This is a genomic window from Ruegeria sp. CDSA079 (assembly GCF_059612245.1).
In genome coordinates this window covers 47,818-66,934 of record NZ_JBXWQF010000006.1, presented here as the reverse complement: position 1 = coordinate 66,934, position 19,117 = coordinate 47,818, and the positions used below count along the sequence as shown (strand labels likewise).

Below are 19,117 nucleotides of genomic sequence, written 5' to 3'. Positions count from 1 at the left end.
TTTGAAAAATCATCCAATCAGGAGCACCCCATGCTGGACACCAAACCTCATCCGATCATGGCCCGCTGGCCAGCCCAATCCCCGGACAAGATCCAACTGTACTCCTATCCGACCCCAAACGGCGTCAAGGCGTCGATCATGCTTGAGGAAACCGGCCTGCCCTATGAGGCTCATCTGGTGACGCTGGCTGATGCCGATGTCAAAAGCCCCGAGTTTCTGTCGCTGAACCCCAACAACAAAATCCCCGCCATCATCGATCCCAACGGTCCGGACGGTGAACCACTTGCCCTGTTCGAAAGCGGCGCGATCCTGCTGTATCTGGCCGAGAAGTCAGGCAAGTTGCTAGGCCAAAGCGCAGCAGACAAGCATCGCATCACCCAATGGCTGATGTTCCAGATGGGTGGAGTTGGTCCCATGCTCGGCCAGCTAGGCTTTTTCTACAAATTTGCGGGCAGCGAGATCGAAGATCCCCGCCCGCGCGACCGCTATATCAACGAGGCCAAACGCCTGCTGAACGTGGTCGACACCCAGTTGGACGGGCAAGACTGGATCGCAGGCGAGTTTTCCATCGCGGATATCGCCCTTGCCCCCTGGCTGAACGCATTGGATTTCTACGGTGCAAAAGAGGTTGTCGGCTGGGACGACTACGCCAATGTCGTCGCTTATGTCGACCGTTTCATGGAGCGTCCGGCGGTTCAGCGCGGCAAGACCATACCCGCCCGCGCTTAAGCGGTTTCGCGATCGAAAGGGTGCCGAAGCGGGCACCCTTTTATTGCGGCTTAGCTCGGCAGCGCGCCTGTCAGCACGTAGCGCAGGATTTCGACTACCTGAGCGGGCTCTTCGGCCACGGCCAGCGCGGCTGCATCAACTTCTTTCAGCGCGTGTTGATGGTCGGGGCCGTGCAGCACGATGATGGATTTCCCGAGCGCGGCTGCGTAGCCCGCGTCAAAGGCGGCGTTCCATTGTTTGTATTTGTCGCCGAACCGGACGACCACCACATCAGCATCCGCGATACCCTTGCGCGTACGGATCGCATTCACCATCGCACCTTTGTGGTCGTGCCAATACTTGTTAGGTTCAGCCCCCAGTACAGCAACACCGCAATCGTCGCTGGCGTCATGATCGGTCACGGGGCTGTTGAATGTCACATCCAACCCCTGAGCCCCATCAATGATCTGTTCCCGCCAATCAGTGTGTATTTCGCCAGAGAGGTAAACGTTCAGCATCTTTCGTCCTCCGCAAACACGGAAGGGGCACCATCGCCCCTTCATCTTCTCTAAAATACTCCCGCCGGAGGCGGTCCGACATCAGCCTCGCAACACGCCGCCGGTGGCCTTGGTGACCTTGGCGATGATCTTTTCGGCCACCGCTTCGATGTCTTTTTCCTTCAGTGTCGCATCCGTCGGTTGCAGGCGCACGGTGATGGCCAGAGATTTCTTACCCTCGCCCAGGCTGCCGCCAATGAATTCGTCAAAGACACGTACGTCCTCGATCAGCGCTTTGTCGGCACCCGCTGCAGCATTCACCAGCGTCAGCGCCTCGACACCCTCGTCAACCACAAAGGCAAAGTCACGCTCGACCGCCTGAAGGTCACGCAGCTCCAGCGCGGCACGGGTTGCACCGGATTTACGGGGCAGAGGCACCTCGTCCGGCCAGACGGTAAACGCCATCGCCGGGCCTTTGATATCCATCGCTTGCAACACACGCGGATGCAGTTCGCCAAAGACGCCCAGCACCTTTTTCGGACCCAGGCAAATCTTGCCGTGACGCCCCGGATGCCACCATGCATCCCCATCGCGCAGAACCTGGACCTTGGCAGGTGCGCCAATGGCTGTCAGGACAGCCTCGGCATCCGCCTTGGCATCGAACACATCCACCGACCGCGAAGCGCCGTGCACATCCTTTGGACCAGACCGTCCCACCAGCAGTCCGGTGATCTGGGTTTTCTGGTCGCCGGGCTCGCCATCATGGAAGACCGGGCCAACCTCGAACAGGGCCACGTCCGCATAGCCGCGTGCCTGATTGCGGGCAGCGGCCTGCAACAGGCCGGGCAATAGATCAGGGCGCATATGGCTCATCTCAGACGAGATCGGGTTTTCCAGTTGCGTGGCTTCATCGCCTCCACCGAACAACGCCGCCGAGGCCTGATCAATGAAGGTATAGCTGACGCATTCGTTGTAGCCCAGCGCTGCACAGGTACGGCGTGCCATGGACTGACGGCGCTGTGTCGGTGTCATCACCGGCTTGGGAATACCATCGGTGACACGCGGCAAAGGCTTGCCCTGCAGTTTAGTCAACGAGGCGATCCGCGCGACCTCTTCCATCAGGTCGGCCTCGCCCATGATATCGGGGCGCCAGCTGGGAACATGGGCCATCTCACCCTCAAGGCGGAAACCCAGACGGGTCAGGGTCTGACGCTGTTCGCTTTCCGGAATGTCCATGCCGACCAGAGACTGCACCCGTGCCGCATCCAGCTTGTAAGCCCTCCCGTGGTTCGGAGCCTTGCCAGCTTCGACCACGTTAGATGCTTCACCCCCACAGATATCCAGGATCATCTGGGTTGCGTGTTCCAACCCTTCGCGGGTGTACTCCGGGTCGACACCGCGCTCAAAGCGATAGCGCGCATCCGAATTGATCTTGAGCGCACGCCCGGTCAACGCAATCTGCACATGATCCCAAAACGCGCTTTCGAGGAACACGTTCACGGTCTCTTCGGTGCAGCCGGTTTCCTCGCCCCCCATGATACCGGCGATGGATTCGGCGCCTTCGTCGTCCGAAATCACCATCATACCGGGCTGCAGGGTGTATTCTTTCTCATCCAGCGCCACCAGCGTCTCGCCACCTTTGGCGCGATGCACTCGCAGGTTTCCTTGCACCTTATCCGCATCGAAAACGTGCAGAGGGCGATTTTGATCAAAGGTCATATAGTTGGTGATGTCCACCAAGGCCGAGATCGGACGCAGGCCAATAGCTTTCAGTTGGTCCTGCAGCCACTGCGGGCTTGGACCGTTCTTGACACCCCGGATCAAACGACCCGTGAAATGCGGCGCGCCATCCAGAGTGTCTTCGTCAATGCTGACCTTGATCGGGCACTCGAAATCCCCCGGAACCGGCACATAGTCACGCTGCTTCAAAGTCCCGATCCCACGTGCGGCCAGATCACGGGCAATCCCTTCGACACCCAGCGCATCCGGGCGGTTGGGAGTGATCGCAATCTCGATCATCGGATCGACCTTCGACGGGTCATTCTCGGCCAGCCAGTCGACAAAACGGTCGCCGACCTCGCCTGAGGGCAGCTCGATGATACCGTCATGCTCCTCCGACAGCTCCAGCTCACGCTCGGACGCCATCATGCCAAAGCTTTCGACGCCCCGGATCTTGCCGACGCTGATGGTAATATCCAGACCGGGAATATACATGCCGGGTTTGCAGACCACGACGGTGATGCCTTCGCGCGCGTTGGGGGCACCGCAGATGATCTGCAGATCGCCCTCATCGGTCTCAACCGTGCAGACGCGCAGCTTGTCGGCGTCGGGGTGTTTCTCGGCGTGCTTCACATGGCCCAACGTAAAACCAGCCAACCGGTCCGCCGGGTTCACGATCTCTTCGACCTCAAGGCCAAGATCGGTCAGCGCCTCGGCGATCTCATCAACCGAAGCGTCAGTATCGAGGTGGTCTTTGAGCCAGGACAGTGTGAATTTCATTGCAAGCGGCCTTCTTGGGCAAACATCCGTTTGGCACAGGCAATGGCAAAGAATGAGCCGGGGTGCAAGCGCTGCGCGTCACGGATAGGTGGGGGTGCGGCCCAAAAGCTCGTCCAACTGCCGCCCGATCCAGCCGTGGGGGATGAAATGCCCGCCCGGATGGGTGTCCAGTACCACATGCCCCTGCGCGCAATCCGTCCATTCCACCCGGCTGAGGGTCAGGATCGGCACCACGCTCCACTCACCACGCGGCGTGGCATCGTGGCAGTCATAGGCCGCGCGCCACAAGGCGACCGGATAGGTCGTGTCACCATTTGCGCCATAAGGGAAGTCCATCACCGTATCGCTGAGACCATGCACGTGACGCACCTCGCGCGGGGCTTCGGGGCAGTCTGCCGTCTGACGGATCGAACCTGCAACGGCCAGCAAGGCAGCAACGTCGTTGCCAGACTGGCACACATAGCGCCACGCCATCGCACCGCCGAAGGAATAGCCCGAGACATAGATACGATCCGGATCAATCGGATAACGTTTCGCTACATCCTCAAGCACCCGATCCGCAAAGGATACATCGCCGGTGTCCGAGGTCCAGAAATCCCAGCTTTTACCCAATCCGTTCGGGGCTACCAGCAACACACCGCGCAGCTTGGTCGCCCCGGCGATGCGTTCGTGATTCACCACCACAGTCCCCTGCCGCGCCCAGCCGTGGAAATGCAGCAACACCGGCAGAGGCGTTTCTCCGTCCCAGCCATCAGGTTCCAGAACGTGGTATGAACGGTCGCCGACCTGACAGGCGGTATCGCCGTGGCACGTGTCCACGGCGGCGGCTTGGGTTGCGGTCAGCAGAAGAAGGCAGAGCAGTCGGTAAATCATCCACCGAAACCTAGCGAGCCTGCGCCCGCTGTCACGTCACAACCCCGTGGGAGATTGTGACAAGCCGCGCTATCGCCAGACCGTGGGATGGCGATCTTCCAGTTGTGATGGGCAGTTTATGGTGGCCATGTCCGTGTATCGTTCAAACGGAGCGCTTGCAGGGACAAATCGCCAGCCCGTGCGGGCGGTGCCGTCCATTGGGCTTGAACCAATGGCGCCGCAATGAATGACCGATAGCGCGGCGACCTATCGGCCTTTGCTCCGTGCGGGTCAGATTACCTACCGGTCACCACCACTTCCAAAATCCGCTGTTTCGATTTTTCACCAAGTCTTGAGTTTTTTCTCTTTGGAATCTGTCACGCATTTGAAAAGCGGCTGGCCGTAAGAACTCGAGACCGGCGATAATAATTCCGGGCAGAAACAGCAGTGCCGAGCCGATGAATGCAATCAAGACGTTAGCCGGGTGACTTTTCCAAACCCAGGATGCAAACATTGGCGGCACAAAAAAAATGAGAAACAAACCCAGAAACCAAAACAGTGGATGCTTGGAGGTCTTTAGTTTCCACCAATCGCTATATGCTGCCAGCCTTTCGTCCAATTTTCTCACTATCGCGACAAGCCACCATGCAGGTTCGGCATATCCAGCGCCGCGAACCCATAGTGCCGCAGCCACCGCAGGTCGCTGTCAAAAAACGCCCGCAAATCCGGGATACCGTATTTCAGCATCGCCAGACGGTCGATGCCGATGCCAAAGGCAAAGCCCTGATAGACCTCGGGATCAATTCCACCGGCGGCGATCACCTTGGGGTGGACCATGCCCGAGCCCAGAATCTCCATCCAGTCGTCGCCCTCGCCGATCTTCAGCTGGCCGTTGTCCCAGGAACAGCGGATATCGACCTCGGCCGACGGTTCGGTGAAGGGGAAGTGCGAGGCGCGGAAGCGCAGTTCGACGTCATCAACCTCGAAGAAGGCCTTCACGAACTCTTCCAGAACCCATTTCAGGTTCGCCATCGAGATGTCCTTGTCGATGGCCAGCCCCTCGACCTGATGGAACATCGGCGTGTGGGTCTGGTCATAGTCGGCGCGGTACACACCGCCCGGACAAATGATGCGGATCGGCGCGCCCTGTTTCTCCATCGAGCGGATTTGCACCGGAGACGTATGGGTGCGCAGCACATGCGGCGGGCGGTTATCGCCCTCGGCGCGGTGCATGTAGAACGTGTCCATCTCGGCCCGCGCGGGGTGGTGGCCGGGGATGTTCAGGGCGTCAAAGTTGTGCCAATCGGTCTCGATCCGCGGGCCTTCGGCGACAGAGAAGCCCAGTTCGGCAAAGATCGCAGTCAGTTCCTCGGTCGCCTGGCTGACCGGGTGGATCGAGCCCTGACGGCGTGCGCGGGTCGGCAGGGTGACGTCCAGCCACTCGGTGCGCAGACGCTCATCCAGCGCGGCATCAGCCAAAGCAGCCTTCTTGGCGGACAGAGCCGAGTTGATCTCATCCTTCAGGGCGTTCAGGGCGGGGCCTGCAACCTGGCGCTCTTCGGGTGTCATCTTGCCCAGCTCGCGCATCTTCAGCGCGACCTCGCCTTTTTTGCCAACAGCCGCGACACGGATCGCCTCAAGTGCGTTTTCGTCGCCAGCTTCGGCGATTTGGCCCAGGTATTTTGCCTTAAGATCGTCCATGACGGCCCTCTGAATTTGGTCGAGAACCTGCTATCGGCCCCGCCCTGCGAATGCAAGCGGGACGGTGCGGATCAATAGCTGTATTCCGGGAAAATCCGGGTCAGGTCGCCATTCCAGTCACCATTGTAGTGATCCAGCAACTCATCAGCGGGAACCTTGCCGGTGTCGATGCTTTCCTTGAGCGCGTTCAGGAAATGCGTCTCGTCCGGGACCAGACCGCCCGCACCGGGGAAGGCGCGGGATTTAAGGCCCGCCTCAGAAATCGCTACGACCTCACGCGCCAGATCATGCATGTTGATGTCGCCGACCTGCGCCTGAAGGCCATGAACCGCGGCCTGAACACGCAGTTCCTCGCGCGTTTCAGCGTCCCAGCCCTTGACCAGATCCCAGGCCGCATCCAGCGCGCCCTGATCGTAGGTCAGACCAACCCAGAAAGCAGGCAGCGCGCAGAGACGACGCCATGGGCCACCATCGGCGCCGCGCATCTCCATGAATTTCTTGATCCGCGCTTCGGGGAAGGCGGTGGTCAGGTGATCGGCCCAATCACTGAGGGTCGGCGTTTCACCCGGCAGGGCTGGCAGCTCACCTTTCAGGAAATCGCGGAACGACATGCCCAGCGCGTTGATATAATTGCCATCGCGATAGACAAAATACATCGGCACATCGAGCGCATATTGCACATAGCGCTCGAACCCGAAGCCGTCTTCGAACACAAAAGGCAGCATCCCGGTGCGCGCATCGTCCAGATGCCGCCAGATATGGCTGCGCCAGCTTTTCTGACCGTTGGGCTTGCCCTCGAAGAAGGGCGAATTGGCAAACAGAGCGGTCGCCACCGGCTGAAGCGCAAGTGCAACACGCAATTTCTGCACCATGTCGGCCTCGGACCCAAAGTCGATATTGACCTGCACGGTGCAGGTGCGCCGCATCATGGCGCGGCCCATGGTGCCGACCTTCTCCATATAGTCGTTCATCAGCCGATAACGCCCCTTGGGCATCAACGGCATTTCCTCGTGGGTCCAGATCGGGGCGGCACCCAAGCCGATGAAGCCAACGCCAATCTCATCGGCGATATCCTTCACCTCACGCAAGTGGGTGTTCACTTCATCACAGGTCTCGTGGATTGTCTCCAACGGGGCACCTGACAGCTCCAGCGCGCCACCCGGTTCCAGACTGACATTGGCACCATCTTTTTCCAGACCGATCAGCTTGTCGCCTTCGCGCACCTCGCCCCAACCATGGCGGTCCCGCAGACCTTCCAGCACAGCCACAATCGAGCGTTTGCCCTCAAAGGGCAGCGGCTTCAGCGTGTCTTTGCAATAGCCGAACTTTTCGTGCTCGGTGCCAATGCGCCAGTCTTCTTTGGGTTTGCAGCCTGATTCCAGGTATTCGGCCAGTTGTTCATGGCGTTCGATCGGACCGCCGCCGGACTGAGGGATGGACATGAACCGTGCTCCGATCCTGATGTATCTGTCTTGAAGGTCAGTCGTGGTCTTAAATGACGCTAGTGTCAATGCAACCGCAAATGCGCTGGGCGCGACGGGGTGCGTTCCCAGATAACCACGGGATGCCGCGATTTGCCGTTGAGTTCTGACAACATCTGTTCCGTTTTCAGCCCAGGCAGGCTGGAAAACACGTCAAACAATGCCTCGGCCCCTTCTGCATTCACAGGAATGTGAAGCGCCGGCTGTCCCGACTGATCCAAAACCCAATGCGCGGGGCTTGAGGTCGGGTCGAGCGCAAGCCTTTCAATTTCGCGAGTCGCAACAATACCGCCATCCAGAGGGCCGAGATAGGTAATTTGCCCCTCGTCCACCGTCACGACGCCCTGCCCGCCTGCGCCGGTTCTGAACCGGGCGCGCTGCACGCCAATCACGGCCAGCGCCGCAGACACCAAGATCAAGACCCAACCCAACCATGCCAGCAACCCACCCGGCCCGCTGACCCAGCTAAGGCCCAGGATCAGGACAAAGACTGCAACCAGAACTTCGCGCCAACGCCAAAGTGCCAGTTTTGCCTCGGGTCTAATAAAGCTCATGAAACGGACTCCGTTTGATCGTTGAACAGAACCAGTGAGAATGAACCGGCTGGAGCGAATCCAATCGCTATGTAAGCACGAGCGGCTGATTTTGAAGCGGCAAACAAGACGGCTCTGCTCACACCTGCTTCGTGTGCCTCTTTCAAATGCAACGCGACAGCAGTGCGTGCATATCCCCGCCCGCGCAACTCGTGAGGGGTAAATACACCACCTATCTGAACCACTTCCGGCAGTACCGAATTGAAGCCTGTCATCGCAACTGGCTGTCCCTTGTGAAACAGGGCTCTGTGACTGTCACGCTCCAGATAACGTTCCACATCTTCTCTGGCCTGCTTGTCCAGATCCTTGTGAATCAATCCCGGCGTTTCCTGCAGGTATTGCTTCCGCCAGGCAATCGCCAGATTGCGATCCACTCCGGCCAACGAAATAAGGCGCACATCTTCCAGCCGAGGAATTACTAGGTTGTTCAGATTTAGCGAGAAAGACGGCTCATCGTCGTTGAAACCAGTCGGCCTGTCTCGCCAACCTGCAACATTAATGAGCTTTCGAACCTGCGCCGTTTCACCGATGATTCCCAAGATCTCTCTGTTGCGGATCAGATCACAGGCTGCAGAAAGCTCTGTATCCGTCAGGCCAGGACATTGCGGGAAAACCATTCCTTCATTGGTGACACCCAGGACACCGCTCAGCGGATTTTCCAGCAACCAAAACGACATGCCGCGAGGGTGGGAACCTCCCAGGCCGAAATCTTGCAAATTACCCAAAGGAAACATCGAGCTTTGGACATGGAGAAACAAGAACCGCTGAATTTCCGGAACGTCCTTCTGTAGCGCTGTGCGCCACATTAAGACCAATCCCCCAGCGCCTGCTGCCACATCGTCAACGCAGCCACAGCCGCCGTATCCGCCCGCAGGATGCGCGGACCCAGGCTGACAACATGCGCATAGGGCAGAGCTGACAGGCGGGCGCGCTCTTTATTGGAAAAGCCACCTTCCGGGCCGATGAGAATCGCCCACGGGCGACCTTTTTCATTGGCAGCCAATCGCAGGGCCGATCCGACCTCGGCCTCGTTGCAGAACATCAATTGCCGGTCTTCAGGCCAGCCATCCAGCAGGCGATCCAGCCGCTGAAGATCGGCGACCTCGGGCACGAATGTTCCACCACACTGCTCTGCCGCCTCAACTGCATGGGCCTGCAACCGGTCTTGCCGGATGCGTTCGGAATTGGTGAATTCGGTCTGCACTGGCAGAATGCGGGCTGCGCCCATCTCGGCAGCTTTTTCCACGATGAAATCGGTACGCGCCTTTTTGATCGGCGCGAACAGGAACCACAGATCGGGCGGCAACTGCAACGGTTTCGTCTGCTCAAGGCAGGTTAGCGTCCCGCTGCGTTTGCCCGCGTCGGACACTTCCGCCAGCCACTCTCCATCTTGCCCGTTGAACAGGGCGACCTGCCCTTTGACAGCAAGACGCATCACACCAAAAAGATAATGCGCCTGGTCACGCGTCAAAGGAACCGATTGCCCCTGACCCAAGGGCTGCTCTACATACAGTCTGATCTTCGCACTCATGAGACCTTACATATGCAAGGCAATGCGCCAACACCAGATGGTCAAGTCGCCGATGCCGTCACCGGCAATTGGGTCGACACTTATGCCCCGGCCTTTACCCGCCCCTATCTGCGCCTCAGCCGCGCGGACCGGCCCATTGGCACGTGGCTGTTGTTGATCCCGTGCTGGTGGGGGCTGGCGCTTGCAATCCTGCATGACGGTCAACCCAGATGGGAAGATCTTTGGATTGCCGTTGGATGCGCATTGGGGGCTTTTCTGATGCGTGGTGCCGGCTGCACCTGGAACGACATCACCGATCGAGAGTACGACGGGCAGGTTGAACGCACACGCTCGCGCCCGATTCCTTCGGGGCAGGTCAGCGTCCGGCAGGCTGCAACCTGGATGATCCTGCAATGCCTGCTGGCGCTTGGCATCCTGTTGAGTTTCAATCAGGCGGCGATTGCCATGGGCGTGCTGTCCCTGCTGCCGGTGACGATTTACCCATTCGCCAAGCGGTTCACATGGTGGCCGCAGGTGTTTCTGGGGTTAGCCTTCAATTGGGGCGCGCTTTTGGCCTGGGCAGCGCATAGTGGTTCGATCGGGTGGCCCGCAGTAACGCTGTATCTGGCAGGCATCGCGTGGACCTTGTTTTATGACACGATCTACGCCCATCAGGATGCCGAGGATGACGAGCTGGTGGGGATCAAGTCCACAGCCCGCCTGTTCGGCAAGGATACAGCGAGGTGGCTGAAGTATTTTCTGGTTGCGACGGTATCGTTGATGGGGCTGGCCATAATTGATGCAGGGGTGCCGAACATCTCGATCCTGGCTCTGGTCGTTGCGCTCGGCGGTCCTTGGGCCATGGGCTGGCACATGATGTGGCAACTGCGCTGTCTGGATCTGGAAGACAATGCCAAGCTGCTTCAACTGTTCCGGGTCAACCGAGACACCGGCCTGATTCCGCTGATCTTCCTCTGCGTCGCGCTGCTGCTCTGATTGCACCTGCCGATTGGGGGTTGTAAAGATCGGGCCAAACGCCTGAGGAGTGTCAAACCCAAACATGCGTCTGCCTTTTTTTATCGCTGTTGTGCTGATCTTTTTGGTCTCAGCCGGGCTGTCCCTGGTGGCGGCAAGCTATGCCGTTACCAAGATCGAAGAGACATCAGAATTCGCTGTACGGCGGTCACTGGACCTCAAAGGCCATGACTGGGCCGAGGTCGAATCCGACGGTCTGCGTGTGATCCTGACAGGAACCGCACCGGACGAGGCCACACGGTTCAACGCGTTGACCGCTGCGGGAACCGAGGTCGACACATCCCGTGTGATTGATGAAATGGAGGTCGAGGCCACCTCGGCCCTGGCCCCACCGCGATTCTCGGCAGAAATTCTGCGCAACGACAGCGGTATCTCGATCATCGGTCTGATTCCGGCCAGCGAGGACAGGGCCGATCTGATCGACCGGCTGAGCAATCTGGACCCGAGTGTTGCAGTTTCGGACTTGATGGAAACCGCGGACTATCCCAAGCCCAACGGCTGGGATGCTGCCGTGTCTTACGCCATCGAAGCCCTGGCGCGCCTGCCCCGCGCCAAGATTTCCGCCAGTTCTGATCTGGTCCGGATCACCGCGATTGCCGACAGCCAGCAGGAAAAACAACAGCTCGAGCAGGATCTGACCCGCGCCGCGCCGCCCAGCCTGAGGATCGGATTGGCGATTTCGGCCCCTCGACCGGTCATTACACCTTTTACGCTGCGCTACTTGATCGATGATGAGGGCGGGCATTTCGACGCCTGTTCTGCGCAGGATGAACAGGCTCGCGACCGCATCGTGGCCGCCGCGCGTGAGGCGGGATTACAAGGCATCTATAGTTGCACCATCGGCCTGGGAGAACCCTCACCAAGCTGGCCCGAAGCCGCCGAACAGAGCATTCAGGCCCTTTCCAAAATCGGCATGGGCACCGTCACGCTGTCTGATGCGGACATCACGTTGGTTGCGGCGCAGGGTACAGACACTGTCCTTTTTGACCGGGTGGTAGGTGAGCTTGAAGCCGCCTTGCCGCCCGTATTTGCTTTGCACGCCGTGTTGCCGGAACCAGAGATCGCGGATGCATCCGGCCCGGTTGAATTCTCGGCAACCCGCAGCCCCGAGGGGCTGGTGCAACTGCGTGGCCGTCTGGGCGATGAGACCCTGCGTGACATGGTCGACAGCTACGCCCGTGCAGCTTTTGGATCCGATCAGGTTTACACCGCCACACGCATTGTGTCCGATCTTCCCTCGGACTGGCCTGTGCGTGTTCTGGCCGGGCTGGAGGCTTTGGCGCAGCTGCATAACGGGGCCCTGACCGTGACGCCTGATACCGTCGAGCTGGTCGGCCTCAGCCACGAGGAAGACGCCAAGGCCCGTATCGCTGGTCAGCTGTCGGACAAGCTGGGTGAGGGGCAGGAATTCACCCTGATGATCACCTATCAGCCACCGCCGGAACCTGAAGACGCTCTGCCTGACCCGGCGATTTGCGAACAACAGATCGCTGACGTCCAAGCGTCCAGCAAGATCGCATTCGAACCCGGATCAGCCACGATTGCCTCGGCCTCGCGCGATACCGTGAACCAGATTGCCGATATCCTGCGGGACTGCGGGCCGATTCGGCTGGAGATTCAGGGCCACACCGACAGCCAGGGCCGTGAAGAGATGAATCAGCAGCTCAGTCAGGCACGCGCGCAGTCCATTCTGAACGAATTGCGTGGGCGACGCATTCCTACCAGCAGCTACTCCGCAGTGGGATATGGTGAAACGCAGCCCATCGCTGATAATGACACCGAGGAAGGTCGGGAAGAAAACCGCCGCATTGAATTCCGCCTGATCCGCCCCGAGCCTGTCAGAGCCGACGAAACAGGTCTCGAAGCGCTTGAGGCTGAGACAGAAGCTGACGCGCCCGAGACAGACCAGACTGACACGACCGCACCAGATGCGGATGCAGAGGACCAGTAAGTTGAACAGAACCGAATTCATCATCGCCACGGCCATCATTCTGTTTGCGGCCTTCTGCATGGGCTGGTTTGCCAACTGGCTGGCCCACCGCCTGTCCCGCGTTCGCCAAAGCGACGTGGCCGACCTGGACCGGATGAGTCAGGAATTGCACGAGGCTGAAGAAACCCGTGATCAGGCCATCACCTATCTGCAACAGCGCGAGGCAGAGCTGACCAATCAACTGACCCAGACCGAAGCAGAGCTGGCCGCCGCCATGGACGGCCTGCGCGCCGCGCGGCAAGAGGCTGAAGAATTGCGCGGGCGGATCAACAACGCTGATTGACGCGACCAGCGCGCCGTCGGGTCACAAAACCTGCGCTAGATCGGCGATCAGGTCCTCTGGGTCTTCCAGACCGACCGACAGCCGGAACACGCCATCCCCGGCATAATCCCGGTAGCTTTCCAACTGCGCCCTTTCCAGACGGAAAGAGGTTTGCATCAAAGCGTCGGTGCCCATCCAGAAGATCAGGCTACGGTGATGGCCAAGCGACACGGCATAGTGGACGATCTGCAGTTTATCGATCATCTGCTGGGCCAATGCTTCTCCGGTCGCGTTGTCACCCACCTGAAAGGTGATCATGCCGGATGTATTCCGCATCTGCCGCTGTGCCAGTTCGTATTGTGGGTGCGATTTCAGGCCCGGATACACGACTTTGGTGACAGACCCGCGCGTCTCAAGCCATTCAGCTACAGCCGTGGCCCCTGCCTGATGCGCCTTCATCCGAAGCGGCAATGTGGCCATGCCCCGGGCAATCATCCACGCGTTGAAAGGTGACATGATGCTACCGTGATGAATGGCCGACTCGTTGCGGATCTTCTCGATCAACTCTTTTCGGCCAGCCACCGCGCCGCCAATGGCGTCACCGTGCCCGCCGATAGACTTGGTCGCGGAATGCATGATCAGATCGACGCCCAATTCTTTGCTGGGCTGCCCCAGTGGCGAGGCGAAGGTCGCGTCACACGACAACAACGCGCCCGCGCCATGCGCAATTGCGGAAACTGCAGCCAGATCGGTCAGTCGCCCGATTGGGTTTACCGGCGTTTCCGTATGGATCAGTCGCGTATTCGGCAAGATCGGCGTATTTTGGCCGATACAATTGGCTGGACTCCAATTTTCGTTTCAATTCAATAATGTGAATGAGTGCGTATTTGCCTGCACATACCCAAGTCCGCTATCCAATAAACTGGAGTGAACTATGTATCTCAAGTCAACATTTAAGACCGCCGCCATCTTGACAGCGTTTGCAACCACATCTGCTTTTGCCTCAAGCGATGTGATACCGTCAGAGAACGACACCTTTACAAAGTGGGGCGAAGAATCTGGTTGGACCATCTTTGTCGATGAAACCCGGGGTTCATGCCTGATTGAGCGCGTGGATGAAAACAATAACGTCGTGCAAATGGGCCTGACCAAGGATCAGGAAATGGGCTATCTTGGTGTCTTCACTCAGAACGACATCGGCTTGAAAGGTAAGAAGGAAAAGATATTCCTGTCGCTTGACGGCAACCTCTATGAAGCCGAAGCACGCAAGAAAACCAAGCATTTGGCTGAAGGATACACCGGAGGCTATATCCTGGCGAACAATGCGCAATTCGTTGATGATGTTATGAAAAAATACGAAATGACCGTGTTTCCCGAAAAGGAATTCGCTTTCACCGTAAGCCTGGACGGAACGCTAAAAGCCATTGAAGCCGCTCGTACCTGCAATTCCGAGCAAAGCAGCTAAGTTCTCCTGCCACATCCGGCACCTGAAACCTGGGTGCCGGAAGCACCTACCACCGGGTGAGTGCATCTTCGTCTTCGTCTTTGGCAGCGACCCATTCCGCGCCGGTATTGGTGACTTCCTTCTTCCAGAAGGGCGCGCGGGACTTCAGATAATCCATTAGATATTCCGCCGCTTCAAACGCATCTTTGCGATGCGGCGCGGCGGTGGCCACCATCATGATCCGGTCGCCCGCGGCCAAGCGACCATGGCGATGAATCACCAGCACATCACCCAGTGACCAACGATCCTTGGCCTCTTGCGCAATCTTGGTCAGAGCACGTTCAGTCATGCCCGGATAGTGTTCGATCTCCATCACATCCAGATCACCGCTTGCAAGGTCGCGCACAACGCCGGTGAAGGTTACGATGGCACCGTTTGCGTCATCCCCGGCGGCAAAGGCGTTGGCCTCGGCCCCCAGATCGAATGCCTCTTCCTGAACTGCGACGCGCATCGCTTAACCACCCGTCATCGGTGGGAAAAATGCAACCTCGCGCACACCTGCCAACGAAGCATCAAAATCAGAAAGCTCCTGATCCAGCGCAACCCGCAAAGCGGACAGGTCGGAAAAGGCTGCGGCATAGCGGTCTTCCCGGGCGCTGAGTTCAGCCACAAGATCGTTGACCGTGGCTGCCTGTGTGTCGACCTTTTCCTTCGGCAGGCCGATGCGCTCGCGCACCCATGCGAAATACAGAACATCCATCGGTTAGCCCTCCTTCAGATGTGGCATGGCTTTACGTAGGTAGTCATAGCCCGTGATCAATGTCAGCGTCGCCGCGATCCAAAGCAACCACAACCCGATCTGGCCGGCCCAATACATGCCGTCGACATTCCATCGCAAGTGGTTCACGTCTTCGACCTGACCTGTAATAATTTGCTCGACCAGCTCGGCATCCATGCCGAAACTGGCCATTACGGCATAGTGTTCAAAGATGCCCTGAGAAAACAGAACCGCGATGGCGATCATCTGTGCTGTGGTCTTCCACTTGGCCAGTTTTGTGACCTTCAGTGTCCCCGCTACATCGCCCAGGTACTCACGCAGGCCTGAGACGAAGACTTCGCGAAACAGGATCACGGTGGCGGGCAGCACCAGCCATGGCGTCCAGTGTTCGGTCGAGTAGCCAACCAGAATCATCAATGCGATCACCACCATCGCCTTGTCGGCAATCGGGTCCAGCATCGCACCGATCTTGGTTTCCTGTTTCCACGCTCGGGCCAGATAGCCATCGAACCAATCCGTGATCGCCGCCGTCAGGAACAGGATCAAAGCGAACCAATCCGCATAAGGACGGGTGAAATACAAAAACATAACGGCCAGGCTGGGCGCGGCCAGCAGGCGCAGGACGGTCAGGATATTGGGTAAATTCCACTTCATGGCTTGGACCCTATATCGCCGGTCCGGGACAGAAAAGGCAAACGGTTAAAAAACTGCATCCCTCGCAACCACTTGGTCAAAGCGCCGCAGGCCTGACACCAAAGAACTGTGCCTCTTGGCCTTTCCCGGCTTAGCGGTCAGATTGCCAGTCGAACGCAAGCCCGAAAGTGCAAGATGACAGCGCATATTCAAACCGATGCCCGATCGAACATGATCGGCAGCCTCTGGATGATCGCCGCAATGGCGGGCTTCGCCTTGGAGGATGCCTTGCTGAAAGCGGCCTCGGCCGTACTTCCGATCTGGCAAGTCTTGGTGCTGTTCGGCGCGGGCGGGTCCGTGATTTTTGCCGGGGTCGCATTGGCCCGCGGGCAACGCTTGCTGCATCCCGATGTCCTTTCCCGCCCGATGAAAGTTCGGGTTCTGTTCGAAATCTTTGGTCGGTTGTTCTATGTGTTGGCCATTGCTTTGACGCCTCTGTCTTCGGCCACAGTGATCCTGCAAGCCACGCCGCTTGTCGTGGTTGCGGGTGCCGCGCTGTTCTTTGGCGAAGCGGTCGGCTGGCGGAGGTGGAGCGCCATTTTCGTCGGAATGATCGGTGTCGTGATCATTCTGCAACCGAACGGTGACAGCTTTTCGATGCTGTCGATACTGGCGGTGCTTGGGATGTTGGGGTTTGCCGGGCGTGATCTTGCCAGCCGTGCGGCCCCAGCCACCTTGGGGACTGAGGTTCTGGGGTTTTACGGGTTCCTAAGCATTATCGTGGCGGGTCTCGCCTATCGGTTTTGGGAGGGTGCGCCTGTGGCACCGGTTGGCATCCACACCAGCCTGCACCTGACCGGCGCGGTGCTGATGGGGGTCATAGCCTATGCCTCGCTGATGAAGGCCATGCGCACAGGCGAAGTGTCCGCCGTGACCCCCTTCCGCTATACCCGCCTGCTGTTCGGCATAGGGCTGGGTGTAGCGATGTTCGGTGAGAGTCTTGATCCTGCAATGTGGATTGGAAGCGCGCTGATCGTTGCATCAGGCCTTTTTATCCTATGGCGGGGTCGGCGCGCCTAACCTTTGTCGTGGAAGAAATCATAGACCTTCTGCGCCAACCCGGCTGAGATCCCGTCAACAGCCTTCAGATCCGCAAGATTGGCCCGGCTGACGGCCTTGGCGCTGCCGAAATGCGTCAGCAAAGCACGTTTGCGCGCAGCACCTACGCCGGGAATTTCGTCCAATGGTGTCGCACCTACGGCCTTGGCCCGCTTTGCGCGATGGGTGCCGATTGCGAACCTATGCGCTTCATCCCTTAGGCGTTGAATGAAATACAGCACCGGGTCATTGCGTTTCAGGGCAAAGGGCCGCTGTCCGATCCGGTGAAACTCTTCCTTGCCATGGTCGCGGTCGACCCCTTTGGCCACACCGACCATAGGAATGTCTTCAACCCCATGGGCCTGCATGATCTCATGCACGGCGCTCACCTGCCCGGCACCGCCATCAATCAGCAGCAGATCGGGCCAGAGCCCTTTGTCCCGATCCGGGTCTTCCTTTTGCAGACGGGTGAATCGACGATTCAGCACCTCTTTCATCATGCCGAAATCGTCACCCGGTGTCAGATCATCGCCCCGGATATTGAACTTGCGATAGGCGTTTTTCATAAAGCCTTCGGGGCCTGCGACGATCATGCCGCCTACTGCGTTGGTGCCCTGAATGTGTGAGTTGTCGTAAACCTCAATCCGGCCCGGCGGGCCATCGAGATCAAACGCTTCGGCCACCCCGCGCAGCAGTTTGGCCTGCGTGGCGCTTTCCGACATGCGGCGGGCCAGAGACTCCCGTGCATTGCGCAAAGCGCCTGCAACCAGCTCCTGCTTTTCTCCGCGTTGGGGCACCAGAATTTCTACCTTGCGGCCAACCTTCTCGGTCAATGCATCCTGCATAAGATCCGCGTTTTCGATGGCATCCGACAGGATCAATTGTCGTGGCGGTTCCTTGTTGTCGTAAAACTGGCCCAGAAAGGCCTCCATCACTTCGGCTGGCGAAACATCCGGCCCGACGCGTGGGTAGAAATCCTTGTTGCCCCAGTTCTGGTTGGCGCGGATGAAAAACACCTGAACACAGGCCTGTCCGCTATCCATATACAAACCGATCACATCCGCCTCGGCCACGCCACGTGGGTTGATGCCTTGCGAGGTCTGCACCTGTGTCAGCGCCCGGATACGATCACGCAGACCAGCAGCGCGTTCGAACTCCATCGCCTCGGACGCGGCCATCATCTGTTCGGCCAGGTCCTCCTGCACTTTGGTCGACCGGCCCGACAGGAAGCGTTCTGCGTCTTTGACGCTTTCGCGGTACGCCTCTTCCGAGATTAACCCGACGCACGGCCCCGAGCAGCGTTTAATCTGATAGAGCAGACAGGGCCGCGTTCTGCTGTCGAACATGGAGTCCGAGCAGTTGCGCAGCAGGAACGCCTTTTGCAATTGGTTCAAAGTCCGATTCACCGCACCGGCACTGGCGAAGGGGCCAAAATAAGCGCCTTTCTCCTTTTTTGCCCCGCGGTGCTTTTTGATCTGCGGAAACGCATGGCTTTTCGCGACCAGAATATTCGGGAAACTCTTATCGTCGCGCAGCAACACGTTGTACTTGGGCTTGAGCTGCTTGATCAGGTTTTGCTCAAGCAACAGCGCCTCAGTCTCGGTCCGCGTGGTCAGGAACATCATCGAGGCGGTCGAGGCGATCATCTTCTCGATCCTGCCAGAATGCCCGGGGCGTGTATAATTCGACACCCGCGCCTTGAGGTTGCGCGCCTTGCCCACGTACAGAACCCGGCTGTCCGCATCCAGCATCCGATAAACGCCCGGCGAGCTGTCCAGCGTTTTCACATAACGCTGAATACAGGCATAGCCGGTGGGGGACGATTCGCTGTCGGTGGTCATGACCTTGAGATATGATTCTCTGGCACTGGCTGCAATCTCACGCTTCTCAGATCAAGAGAAAACAAATCCACGGATTCTGTGGATAAGTATGCAGATAAGTTTCTGGAGGATCGGAAAATCCCTTGTTTCCTTACCTTTTCCTTTACCTGCTTAAAAAATAGGCAATAATATAAGTACTTGTTTTTTAACAACATA

The 19,117-nt window shown here is 58.5% G+C and carries 19 protein-coding genes; 6 read left to right on the top strand and 13 right to left on the bottom strand.

All coding sequences use genetic code 11. The features are described from left to right. Positions 1-30 precede the first annotated feature (30 nt). Positions 31-729, top strand: a complete 699-nt coding sequence (locus AC2FJZ_RS08055; protein ID WP_496668462.1) for a glutathione S-transferase family protein — start codon at positions 31-33, stop codon at positions 727-729. Positions 730-779: 50 nt separating this feature from the next. Here AC2FJZ_RS08055 and AC2FJZ_RS08050 read toward each other — a convergent pair whose 3' ends face one another. The 8 genes from AC2FJZ_RS08050 to AC2FJZ_RS08015 all read right to left on the bottom strand — a co-directional run bounded on the left by AC2FJZ_RS08050 (position 780) and on the right by AC2FJZ_RS08015 (position 9,862). Continuing rightward, positions 780-1,226, bottom strand: coding sequence for a YtoQ family protein (locus tag AC2FJZ_RS08050; RefSeq protein ID WP_496776923.1), 447 nt, complete (start codon positions 1,224-1,226; stop codon positions 780-782). An 81-nt stretch (positions 1,227-1,307) separates the two neighbouring features. Then, positions 1,308-3,704, bottom strand: coding sequence for a phenylalanine--tRNA ligase subunit beta (gene pheT / locus AC2FJZ_RS08045; RefSeq protein ID WP_496776922.1), 2,397 nt, complete (start codon positions 3,702-3,704; stop codon positions 1,308-1,310). A 78-nt stretch (positions 3,705-3,782) separates the two neighbouring features. Beyond that, positions 3,783-4,577, bottom strand: coding sequence for a CE1 family esterase (locus tag AC2FJZ_RS08040; RefSeq protein ID WP_050603981.1), 795 nt, complete (start codon positions 4,575-4,577; stop codon positions 3,783-3,785). 606 nt (positions 4,578-5,183) lie between these two features. Continuing rightward, positions 5,184-6,257: a phenylalanine--tRNA ligase subunit alpha gene (gene pheS / locus AC2FJZ_RS08035; RefSeq protein WP_496668452.1), complete on the bottom strand. Its 1,074-nt coding sequence runs from the start codon at positions 6,255-6,257 to the stop codon at positions 5,184-5,186. A gap of 71 nt (positions 6,258-6,328) precedes the next feature. Next, positions 6,329-7,699 carry a glutamate--cysteine ligase gene (locus tag AC2FJZ_RS08030; RefSeq protein WP_496776921.1) on the bottom strand — a complete coding sequence of 457 codons (1,371 nt, stop codon included), beginning with the start codon at positions 7,697-7,699 and terminating at the stop codon, positions 6,329-6,331. 65 nt (positions 7,700-7,764) lie between these two features. Beyond that, the gene (locus AC2FJZ_RS08025; protein WP_496668448.1) at positions 7,765-8,292 is read right to left on the bottom strand and encodes a hypothetical protein; all 528 of its coding nucleotides are present in this window, start codon (positions 8,290-8,292) and stop codon (positions 7,765-7,767) included. Beyond that, positions 8,289-9,137 carry a GNAT family N-acetyltransferase gene (locus tag AC2FJZ_RS08020; RefSeq protein WP_496776920.1) on the bottom strand — a complete coding sequence of 283 codons (849 nt, stop codon included), beginning with the start codon at positions 9,135-9,137 and terminating at the stop codon, positions 8,289-8,291. The genes AC2FJZ_RS08025 and AC2FJZ_RS08020 overlap by 4 nt, the downstream gene beginning before the upstream one ends. Beyond that, a complete protein-coding gene (locus AC2FJZ_RS08015) occupies positions 9,137-9,862 on the bottom strand; it encodes a 16S rRNA (uracil(1498)-N(3))-methyltransferase (protein ID WP_496776919.1) in 726 nt (241 codons plus the stop codon). The genes AC2FJZ_RS08020 and AC2FJZ_RS08015 overlap by 1 nt, the downstream gene beginning before the upstream one ends. A 12-nt stretch (positions 9,863-9,874) precedes the next feature. Between AC2FJZ_RS08015 and ubiA the strand changes: the two genes are divergently transcribed. From ubiA to AC2FJZ_RS08000, 3 genes are all read left to right on the top strand, one after another. Continuing rightward, positions 9,875-10,837: a 4-hydroxybenzoate octaprenyltransferase gene (ubiA, locus tag AC2FJZ_RS08010; RefSeq protein WP_496776918.1), complete on the top strand. Its 963-nt coding sequence runs from the start codon at positions 9,875-9,877 to the stop codon at positions 10,835-10,837. A gap of 64 nt (positions 10,838-10,901) precedes the next feature. Then, positions 10,902-12,827 (top strand): OmpA family protein, encoded by a 1,926-nt coding sequence (locus tag AC2FJZ_RS08005; protein WP_496776917.1) that lies wholly within the window; start codon positions 10,902-10,904, stop codon positions 12,825-12,827. Position 12,828: 1 nt separating this feature from the next. Beyond that, positions 12,829-13,149: a hypothetical protein gene (locus tag AC2FJZ_RS08000; RefSeq protein WP_050603973.1), complete on the top strand. Its 321-nt coding sequence runs from the start codon at positions 12,829-12,831 to the stop codon at positions 13,147-13,149. Positions 13,150-13,170: 21 nt separating this feature from the next. Here AC2FJZ_RS08000 and AC2FJZ_RS07995 read toward each other — a convergent pair whose 3' ends face one another. Next, a complete protein-coding gene (locus tag AC2FJZ_RS07995) occupies positions 13,171-13,938 on the bottom strand; it encodes a trans-sulfuration enzyme family protein (protein WP_496776916.1) in 768 nt (255 codons plus the stop codon). Between the two features lie 124 nt (positions 13,939-14,062). Here AC2FJZ_RS07995 and AC2FJZ_RS07990 point away from each other — a divergent pair, with 124 nt between their 5' ends. Then, positions 14,063-14,593 carry a hypothetical protein gene (locus tag AC2FJZ_RS07990; RefSeq protein ID WP_050603971.1) on the top strand — a complete coding sequence of 177 codons (531 nt, stop codon included), beginning with the start codon at positions 14,063-14,065 and terminating at the stop codon, positions 14,591-14,593. A gap of 46 nt (positions 14,594-14,639) precedes the next feature. Here AC2FJZ_RS07990 and AC2FJZ_RS07985 read toward each other — a convergent pair whose 3' ends face one another. Genes AC2FJZ_RS07985 through pgsA form a run of 3 tightly spaced genes read right to left on the bottom strand, consistent with a single transcriptional unit; the run spans position 14,640 to position 16,004 of the window. Then, positions 14,640-15,083 carry a molybdenum cofactor biosynthesis protein MoaE gene (locus AC2FJZ_RS07985; protein ID WP_050603970.1) on the bottom strand — a complete coding sequence of 148 codons (444 nt, stop codon included), beginning with the start codon at positions 15,081-15,083 and terminating at the stop codon, positions 14,640-14,642. A 3-nt stretch (positions 15,084-15,086) separates the two neighbouring features. After that, positions 15,087-15,332, bottom strand: coding sequence for a molybdopterin converting factor subunit 1 (moaD, locus tag AC2FJZ_RS07980; RefSeq protein WP_496668438.1), 246 nt, complete (start codon positions 15,330-15,332; stop codon positions 15,087-15,089). 3 nt (positions 15,333-15,335) lie between these two features. Then, complete coding sequence (gene pgsA, locus AC2FJZ_RS07975) at positions 15,336-16,004, bottom strand: CDP-diacylglycerol--glycerol-3-phosphate 3-phosphatidyltransferase (protein ID WP_050603968.1); 669 nt, start codon at positions 16,002-16,004, stop codon at positions 15,336-15,338. Between the two features lie 174 nt (positions 16,005-16,178). Between pgsA and AC2FJZ_RS07970 the strand changes: the two genes are divergently transcribed. After that, on the top strand, positions 16,179-17,063 hold the full coding sequence (locus tag AC2FJZ_RS07970; RefSeq protein ID WP_496776915.1) for a DMT family transporter: 885 nt from the start codon (positions 16,179-16,181) through the stop codon (positions 17,061-17,063). On the opposite strand, the gene uvrC is transcribed toward AC2FJZ_RS07970, so the two are convergent. Continuing rightward, positions 17,060-18,922 carry an excinuclease ABC subunit UvrC gene (gene uvrC / locus AC2FJZ_RS07965; protein ID WP_496776913.1) on the bottom strand — a complete coding sequence of 621 codons (1,863 nt, stop codon included), beginning with the start codon at positions 18,920-18,922 and terminating at the stop codon, positions 17,060-17,062. The two genes, AC2FJZ_RS07970 and uvrC, sit on opposite strands and share 4 nt — an antisense overlap. Positions 18,923-19,117 lie beyond the last annotated feature (195 nt).

Bases quoted from the DNA above. Each gene is read 5' to 3' on its own strand.
- moaD (WP_496668438.1), bottom strand. From the start codon at position 15,332: ATGGATGTTCTGTATTTCGCATGGGTGCGCGAGCGCATCGGCCTGCCG.
- AC2FJZ_RS07990 (WP_050603971.1), top strand. From the start codon at position 14,063: ATGTATCTCAAGTCAACATTTAAGACCGCCGCCATCTTGACAGCGTTT.
- AC2FJZ_RS08040 (WP_050603981.1), bottom strand. From the start codon at position 4,577: ATGATTTACCGACTGCTCTGCCTTCTTCTGCTGACCGCAACCCAAGCC.
- AC2FJZ_RS08025 (WP_496668448.1), bottom strand. From the start codon at position 8,292: ATGAGCTTTATTAGACCCGAGGCAAAACTGGCACTTTGGCGTTGGCGC.
- AC2FJZ_RS08050 (WP_496776923.1), bottom strand. From the start codon at position 1,226: ATGCTGAACGTTTACCTCTCTGGCGAAATACACACTGATTGGCGGGAA.
- AC2FJZ_RS08015 (WP_496776919.1), bottom strand. From the start codon at position 9,862: ATGAGTGCGAAGATCAGACTGTATGTAGAGCAGCCCTTGGGTCAGGGG.
- AC2FJZ_RS08030 (WP_496776921.1), bottom strand. From the start codon at position 7,699: ATGTCCATCCCTCAGTCCGGCGGCGGTCCGATCGAACGCCATGAACAA.
- AC2FJZ_RS07970 (WP_496776915.1), top strand. From the start codon at position 16,179: ATGACAGCGCATATTCAAACCGATGCCCGATCGAACATGATCGGCAGC.
- pheT (WP_496776922.1), bottom strand. From the start codon at position 3,704: ATGAAATTCACACTGTCCTGGCTCAAAGACCACCTCGATACTGACGCT.
- AC2FJZ_RS08055 (WP_496668462.1), top strand. From the start codon at position 31: ATGCTGGACACCAAACCTCATCCGATCATGGCCCGCTGGCCAGCCCAA.
- AC2FJZ_RS08005 (WP_496776917.1), top strand. From the start codon at position 10,902: ATGCGTCTGCCTTTTTTTATCGCTGTTGTGCTGATCTTTTTGGTCTCA.
- pheS (WP_496668452.1), bottom strand. From the start codon at position 6,257: ATGGACGATCTTAAGGCAAAATACCTGGGCCAAATCGCCGAAGCTGGC.
- uvrC (WP_496776913.1), bottom strand. From the start codon at position 18,922: ATGACCACCGACAGCGAATCGTCCCCCACCGGCTATGCCTGTATTCAG.
- pgsA (WP_050603968.1), bottom strand. From the start codon at position 16,004: ATGAAGTGGAATTTACCCAATATCCTGACCGTCCTGCGCCTGCTGGCC.
- AC2FJZ_RS08020 (WP_496776920.1), bottom strand. From the start codon at position 9,137: ATGTGGCGCACAGCGCTACAGAAGGACGTTCCGGAAATTCAGCGGTTC.
- AC2FJZ_RS07985 (WP_050603970.1), bottom strand. From the start codon at position 15,083: ATGCGCGTCGCAGTTCAGGAAGAGGCATTCGATCTGGGGGCCGAGGCC.
- ubiA (WP_496776918.1), top strand. From the start codon at position 9,875: ATGCAAGGCAATGCGCCAACACCAGATGGTCAAGTCGCCGATGCCGTC.